The sequence below is a fragment of the Streptomyces sp. NPDC089915 genome, from assembly GCF_040684675.1.
Classification (GTDB): Bacteria; Actinomycetota; Actinomycetes; order Streptomycetales; family Streptomycetaceae; genus Streptomyces.
Genome location: NZ_JBFBGN010000291.1, coordinates 1 through 2,614, shown reverse-complemented (window position 1 = coordinate 2,614; position 2,614 = coordinate 1). Strand labels below are relative to the sequence as shown.

Below are 2,614 nucleotides of genomic sequence, written 5' to 3'. Positions count from 1 at the left end.
AATCCCTCTACCGGGCCGACTGGGTGCAGGTCCTCTACGGCGACGACGTACTCCACTCCAAGACCGCCGCCTGACGGCCCGGGCGGCGCCGCGCGCACCGCCCGGGCATGCCGAACAGCACCGGCAGCACCTCCGTACAGGCGGCGTCCCCCGCGCCTGCGGCGAACTCGAGCACCTGGGGTGATGCCGGGAAATCCAGGCGATGAAGCTCACCGCCGGGCCGGTCGCCGGCGCAACACCCGGCGGGTGGCGCCGTTGTGGGTGGACGTGCCTTTCGTGAAGCCGGTCGGATCGTGGTCCGCCGCGGTCCGCCCCTCCCGTCGGAGCTCGTGGACGGCTTCCAAGTTACCGGCACGTAGATCGGGTTGGCGAAACGCCACCAGGGCGGTGGTCGACCAGCCCGCGACAACTACGCGGCCTCGGAATGACGCACCCCTGGACGGCGCCACCGTGACGCAATGGACAGAATTTCGCCCGCGAACATTCACCAAGCAACAACTGACCTTTCAACAAACCAAGTTGACGCCTACCTCAGTGCACACCGGCACCGCGAAGCGTAGTCTGGTCTGGTGGGGCCAGGCCAGGAGAGCGGCCTTGGGAAAACCGCGGGGGTTCGACGACCGTGAGGTGTCGGCTTCACCGGGAAGGTACTTGCCATGAACAGCACAGGTATCGAACGGGGCCGATTGGCCAGGAACACCAAGGAATATCATGACCTGCTGGCAAGCCAGGAGGACTGGTTTGCCCGTACGCCTGAAGATGTCGAGAAGCTGCGCAAGAATCGCCATCACCCACTCGCGAACCTCAGCCACGAGGAATTCAAGAGCTTCCGCGAGGGCCTTACGTTCCGGAGCGGCGGGATGATCGCCGGATACTACAAGCCCCTGATGTCACTCCCCATGACCCAGATGTTCGAAGTGTTCGAGAGCTTCGGGCTGAGCCGCGAATTCTTCACCGATGAGGAACATTCGCGCGAAGACTGCTGTCTTGAGTACAGGATGATCGCGCCAGGAGTCTGCGAATTCGACTTCTGGAGCTACTGCCTTGAAGACTGACACACCCTTCGGCAGGTACCGTCTCGACCATGGGGCGTTGCCAGTACGCTATTTTGACGAATGGAAGAAGTCACTCGGTCCGAAAATCGTGGATGTGAAGAATCGGGACATCGGGGTCGCCGTGCGGGGGGGGGGGGGGACGAGGAGGATTCAGACGGGACGGATTTCGCTCATAACTCGAATAACCCGAATCCCGACTGGCTCCAGCTGCCGACCGGAATCGTCCAGGAGAATGTGAGCAATTGGAGGCAGGTAATCGACGTCGCCACACAGCCGGGCGAAAGGGGCAGCCTGCACTTCAGCGTCGCCGTCGACTATTCGGTCAGTTATAGCGCGTGAACGAGGACGGCCTAGCCCACCGAGAACAGCACCAACCGGACCGGCAACAAAGGGGCTTGAGAATCGCTGGGCCTCCACACGCCCGGCGAGGCCTGGAACGGCCTGCTCGAACTCGTCGAGCCGGTCGAGGATCTGGCACATCTCCTCGGTGCGCGCGCCAGAAGAAGGGCGCGCCAGGCGTCACCGGGGCTGACCCTGACCGGGAACGAAACGCCCGGACGCCGCGAAGGCCGCCACCGAGCGGCCGCGGGGCTCCGGGCGTTCCCCCGTGGCCAGCGCACCCGATCCCGCGGCGTACCTTATTGCCAGTGGGTTGCAATTACTGACAATGTGCGAAAGAGGTCGCCGTGGGCTCTCCTGTGGTGCTGGGCGTCGAGTCGTCCTGTGACGAGACCGGAGTCGGGATCGTGTCCGGCGGGCGGCTGCTCGCGCATGTGGTGGCGTCCAGCATGGACGAGCACGCCCGCTTCGGCGGGGTGGTGCCCGAGATCGCCGCGCGTGCCCATCTGCAGGCCTTCAACCCGGTCGTACGGGAGGCCCTGGACCAGGCCGGGCTGCGGATGAAGGACGTCGACGCCGTCGCGGTGACCACGGGCCCGGGGCTGTCGGGCGCGCTCCAGGTGGGTCTGTCCGGGGCGAAGACCCTCGCGTACGCGGCCGGCGTACCGCTGTACGGCGTGCACCACCTGGCCGGGCACGTCGCCGCGGACACCCTGGAGCACGGGCCGCTGCCGAACCCGTGCATGGTGCTGATCGTCTCCGGCGGTCACACCTCCCTGCTGCTCGTACGGGACCTCGTCCGCGATCCGATCCTGCACCTGGGCGACACCATCGACGACGCGGCCGGCGAGTGCTTCGACAAGGTCGCCCGGGTCTTCGGCCTGCCCTACCCGGGCGGGCCGGTCATCGACCGCGCCGCGCGCGAGGGCAACCCCTGCGCCGTCGCCTTCCCGCGTCCGCTGCTGGGTTCGAAGGAGCACCCCTACGGCTTCTCCTTCTCCGGGCTGAAGACGGCCGCCGCCCGCTGGGCCGAGCAGCACCGCCAGCGCGGCGAGGAACTCCCCGTCGCCGACGGCGCCGCCTCGCTCCAGGAAGCCGTCGCGGACGTGCTGACCCGCAAGGCGAGTCGGCATGAACACCATCGGGGCGACCATCAGCAGCCCCAGCGCCCCCATCGCCAGGTTGACGGCGGCGATGGTCCGCCGCCGCCACACCCACCC

General features: G+C 67.0%; 2 protein-coding genes. Both read left to right on the top strand.

Annotated features, from left to right (window positions below; all coding sequences use genetic code 11):
• Positions 1–656: 656 nt before the first annotated feature.
• Positions 657–1,055, top strand: a complete 399-nt coding sequence (locus AB0O29_RS34985; protein ID WP_365160207.1) for a hypothetical protein — start codon at positions 657–659, stop codon at positions 1,053–1,055.
• 698 nt (positions 1,056–1,753) lie between these two features.
• The coding region (gene tsaD, locus AB0O29_RS34980) for a tRNA (adenosine(37)-N6)-threonylcarbamoyltransferase complex transferase subunit TsaD (RefSeq protein ID WP_365160210.1) at positions 1,754–2,614 on the top strand (861 nt) is incomplete at its 3' end.

Excerpts from the sequence above, each read along its gene's own strand:
- AB0O29_RS34985 (WP_365160207.1), top strand. The coding sequence starts at position 657 with ATGAACAGCACAGGTATCGAACGGGGCCGATTGGCCAGGAACACCAAG.